This is a genomic window from Bittarella massiliensis (ex Durand et al. 2017) (genome assembly GCF_009876955.1).
Taxonomy (GTDB): domain Bacteria; phylum Bacillota; class Clostridia; order Oscillospirales; family Ruminococcaceae; genus Bittarella; species Bittarella massiliensis.
Genome location: NZ_WWVY01000011.1, coordinates 1 through 4,555, shown reverse-complemented (window position 1 = coordinate 4,555; position 4,555 = coordinate 1). Strand labels below are relative to the sequence as shown.

Annotated in this window: 4 protein-coding genes; 1 reads left to right on the top strand and 3 read right to left on the bottom strand. The window is 64.7% G+C overall.

The genetic code is table 11. From position 1 onward, the window contains the following. Window positions 1-98: 98 nt before the first annotated feature. Window positions 99-899, bottom strand: coding sequence for a nucleoside phosphorylase (locus GT748_RS11855; RefSeq protein ID WP_021660595.1), 801 nt, complete (start codon window positions 897-899; stop codon window positions 99-101). Window positions 900-1,068: 169 nt separating this feature from the next. Continuing rightward, entirely contained in the window at window positions 1,069-2,487 is a 1,419-nt protein-coding gene (locus tag GT748_RS11850) for an MATE family efflux transporter (RefSeq protein ID WP_059003231.1), read from the bottom strand. A 315-nt stretch (window positions 2,488-2,802) separates the two neighbouring features. Between GT748_RS11850 and GT748_RS11845 the strand changes: the two genes are divergently transcribed. Beyond that, complete coding sequence (locus tag GT748_RS11845) at window positions 2,803-3,756, top strand: CPBP family intramembrane glutamic endopeptidase (protein ID WP_052537700.1); 954 nt, start codon at window positions 2,803-2,805, stop codon at window positions 3,754-3,756. Between the two features lie 57 nt (window positions 3,757-3,813). On the opposite strand, the gene GT748_RS11840 is transcribed toward GT748_RS11845, so the two are convergent. Next, window positions 3,814-4,555 (bottom strand): hypothetical protein (locus tag GT748_RS11840; RefSeq protein ID WP_161222352.1); only part of this gene is annotated, 742 nt, incomplete at its 5' end.

Below are 4,555 nucleotides of genomic sequence, written 5' to 3'. Positions count from 1 at the left end.
CCCCGCCCTCCTCTCGCGTTTGCCGAAAAAGGGGCAAAAAGGGGGGCGCGACAGCGATCGTCGCGCCCCCCTTTACAGGTGGCAGTCTGGCCGGTGGCCTATTTGCCGGCGGCCTGGTCCATCTCGTAGAGCTTTTTGATGGTCTCACAGCCCATCAGGGACAGGGTCTTGATGTTGTCCTCGCTGTGGTCGAGGGCCTGCTCGGGCTCGTACTCGCCCTCGTCCTCCTGGGAGTCGATGATGTTGTCCAGGGTCACGGCCATGGCGCCGCCGCGCAGCCCCCAGATGCGGGTGAGCACCAGCACGATGCTGGTCTCCATCTCGCCGCCCATGACGTTGAGTCTCTTCAAGTCGGGGTAGAAGTTCTCCCAGCGGGACTGCCAGAAGCCGTTAAAGGCGCTGCCCGGCTTCGGGTAGTTGGCGTAGAAGGTGTCCTGGGTGCGGGTGGTGCCCACGTGGTAGGGCAGGCCCAGCTCCTTGGCGGCCTGGACGGCGGCCTCGACGGTGTCGTGGTCGGCCACGGCGGGGAAGGGGCCGGGGGCGTAGTGGTAGGAAGTTCCGTCGTAGCGGCAGGCAGAGTCAAAAATCTGCATGTCGCCCTTCTTCACGTAGTCCTGGAAGGTGCCGCAGGTGCCGATGCGGATGAAGTTTTTTACCCCGCAGCGGGCCAGCTCTTCCATGGCGATGGCGGTGGAGGGGCAGCCCATACCGGTGCTGGTGCAGGAGATGGGAACGCCCTTGTAGACGCCGGTGTAGGTCACGTGCTCCCGGTTGTCGGCCACGAAGTGGGCCTCATCCCAGTAGCTGGCGACGATGGGCACCCGCTTGGGGTCGCCGGGCAGCAGCACGTAAGGGGCCACATCTCCCTCTTTGATTTTCAGGTGGTATTGAAGAGACATTGAATCTTCCTCCTAGACGTTTTATTCCAGGCGGTCGCCCGCCCGTTTTACAAAGTGAGACGCCATCTTCGCAAGCGTTTTCTCCACCTCCATCATAGCCGGAGAAGGGGCGTTTGTAAAGACGAAAAGAGAGACTTTTTGTTTTTGCAGGGAGAATTTGCCGGGCTGTCTAGGCCTCGGCGCCCGCCTCTTCGGGGGCCTCGTCCCCGCTGTCGGAGACGATGGCCTTCTCCTTCCAGCCGCCCTGGAAATACCGCCAGAAGGCGATGATCACCTCGGTGAGGGAACCCAGGCCGATGGAGAACCAGATGGCGGCAAAGCCCACCTTGGGGGCCAGGGCGAAGACGCAGATGGTGCGCAGCACCATCCCGGTAAGGGTGCAAAAGACCAGCAGGTTCATGTCCCCGGCGCCCTTGAGCATCCCCTCGCCGGTGAACATCAGCCCCTGGATGAAGAGGATGAAGGCCATGTGCACCAGGTGGTAGGTGCCCCAGTTGATGACCTCGGCGGCGCCCTCCACCTCCCGGTTGACGAAGATGCCCACCAGGTTGGGTCCAAAGAGGAGCAGCAGCACGCAGGAGGCGGCGGCAAAGATCAGCACCATGATGAGGGCGCTCTTGAAGCCCTTTTTCACCCGCTCCATCTTCCCGGCGCCGATGTTCTGCGCCACAAAGGTGGAGACGGCCATCCCCAGGTTCATGATGGGCATGCCGGCGATGGACTCGATCTTGTTGGCGGCGGTGTAGCCGCTCACCAGCATCGGCCCAAAGCCGTTGATCACCGTCTGGCAGAGGACCGAGCTGATGGAGACCGAGAGCTGCTGCAGCATCGAGGGGATGGCCAGCCGCACGATGGTGCGCAGCATCTCGGTGCTGAACACCCGGTGGTCCGCCCGCTTTTCAAACTGCCCCAGCCGGTTCATCAGGTGGATGAAGGAGAAGACCGCGCAGACGCCCTGGGCGATCATGGTGGCCCAGGCCACCCCGGCGACCCCCATCCCGAACTGGATGACAAAGAGCAGGTCCAGCCCGATGTTCAGGAAGGAGGAGAGGATCAGGTAGTACAGCGGGGTCTTGGAGTCCCCCAGCGCCCGAAAGGTGCCGGCAATGGTGTTGTACATGAACATGAAGGTCAGGCCGAGAAAGTAGATGAACAGGTACTCGGTGGCCATGTCGATGGTCTCGGGGGAGGTGCGCATCCACTTGAGCACCGTCCCCGAGGCGGCCATCCCCAAAATCGAGAGGGCGATGGAGACCACCAGGTTGAAGATCAGCGAGGTGGTCACCGACATCCGCACCGAGCCGTAGTCCTTGGCCCCCAGGTACTGACTGGTGACCACCGAACAGCCCATCCCCAGGCCGCTGGCCACCGCGATGGCCACAAAGACGATGGGGAAGGTGCAGCCCACGGCCCCCAGGGCGCTGGGGCCCACGAAGTTGCCCACCACGATGGAGTCGACCATGTTGTACAGCTGCTGGAACAGGTTGCCCAGGAACATGGGCAGGGTAAAGAAAAACAGGGTTTTGGCAATCGGCCCCTTGGTCATGTCGGTATGCCGTTTTTTGGGCCGGGCAATCGCTTCTGCCATTTCACATCCTCCTCTTTTTTCCGCCTGGCGGCGTGCAGACCGCCCCTCCCCAAAGGGGCGTTTGGCAAAAAGGGGGCGGGCGCCCGGGCGCAGCTGCGCCAGATGCCCGCCACCATACCGTCTGCGATCGCGCCGCCCTCTGCGGGCGGAAATTGCGTTGTTTTTTGCGTTCTCCTTCATGATACCAAGTTGGACAAACCCTGTCAACGGCAAAACCCCAGACTTGTGATTTCTCCAAAAACTGGTACAATGATTGTATCTATCTGTACAAAAAAATCATCCCCCCTTTACAGGGGGAGAGAGGGGACGACCGCCGTGGAGAGAAGGGGAGAGCGCGCCCGGCCGCTGTGCGAGGGGGCCCGCCGCCGCTACCAACTGGTGGGGGCGGCGCTGTTGGGCTATGCCCTACTCCCCCTGGCGCTGGGGTTTTTCTCCCTCCTCGGCTGGGAGATCACCTCCCTCCTGGGGGGGAACGCGGCCCCGGGCGACCCCAGTCCCGCCTGGCAGGGGGCAGCCGGGCTGCTCTCGGCCCTCCTGTCGGGGGCGCTGCCCTTTTGGTGGCTGCGCCGGCAGTTGGGGCTGGCCCCCATCTGGCGGCGGACCCAGATGCCGGCGGGGTCGTGGCGGCGCTTTGGGGGGCGCTGTCTGGTGCTCTTGGGGCTCAACACCCTCGCCACCGCCGCGGCCGAGGCCCTGGCAGGACTGCTTCGGGGGTGGGGGCTGGCCCCCGTCAGCCCCGATTTCTCCCTCACCGGGGGCGCACCCGCCCTCTTTTTGCTGTTGACGGCGGTAGCGGCGGCCCCCCTGGTGGAGGAGTACGCCTTTCGCGGGGTGCTGCTGCGGGCCCTCGCCCCCTGCGGCCGCCGCTTTGCCATTGTCGTCTCCGCCCTCCTCTTCGCCCTGGCCCATGGCAATCTGCTCCAGGGGCTGCCCGCCTTTGTCATCGGGCTCTATCTGGGATATCTGGCCGATCAGACCGGCACCCCCCTCTACACCGCCGCTCTCCACCTGCTCAACAACGCCGTGGCCCTGGCCCTCCCCCTGCTGGAAGGGGGCTGGGCCCTCCTCTACCTGCTGGTCACGGCCGGGTCGGCGGCGGTGGCGGCCGTCCTCTACGGCGGCAGGCTCTTCTGCCGGGAGGCCGCCCTCCCCCCAAACGACCCCGCCATCCCGCGGGAGTGGCGGTGGCCTGCCCTTCTGCGCAGCCCGGCGATCTGGCTGGCCCTGGGCTACTACCTGCTCAATTTCATCCTCTCCACCCTGCCGTGAAAAAAGAGAAAAGGGGGGACGCACGACAGGCGTCCCCCCTTTTTATCGCTCTTATCGCTATTCCGGCATCTCCGGCACCTTGCCGGCGGCAAATTCCTTGACCATGATCCCCTTGATCAGTTCGGTGGCGCGCTCTTTCTTGCAGGAGCAGAGATAGCGCACCCCCTGCAACAGGTACATCAGCCGGGTGTCCGGGTCGTCGGGGAAGTAGGTGCGGCTGTCCCGGTAGGCGGCCATCAGCCGGTGGCAGTTGGGGTCGCCCATGCCGATGTCCTCGATGGACATGATGACCATCCGGTTGAAGAAGTAGTTCTCGAAGTCCCGTCCGGAGAGGAAGCCGTCGCAGGCCACCATTAGGGCCTCGCGCTCCATGGCCCGGCGGATGCACTTTTGGAAGGCGGCCAGGATCAGGTCGGCGGAGACCCCGCTGCGGGCGTTGAAGTGCTCCCAGGCGATGTAGCCGGGGGCCTTGAATTTCTCGCCGTGGCCGTATTCGGGGGTCAGGATCTCCCGCAGCCGGGCGATGTAGGGCTCGGCCACCCCCTCCAGGGCGGGCACCACCTTGGAACCGCCGTCGGGGTCGAGGAAGTCCAGCGGGGTGCGGCCCCACTCCACCCCCAGGCGGGTGTGGTGGTCATAGCAGAAGTCGGGGATCACCGGCTGCGCGCCCCCGTCCAGGGCGCCGCGGATCTCTCTGGTCACCGCCTCCAGCGAGTCGTCCCGCCCGCAGGCGCAGAGATAGCGGATGGCCTGCACAAAGCAGAGGCAGTGCATCCCGCCGCCGGCGGGGTTGTAGATC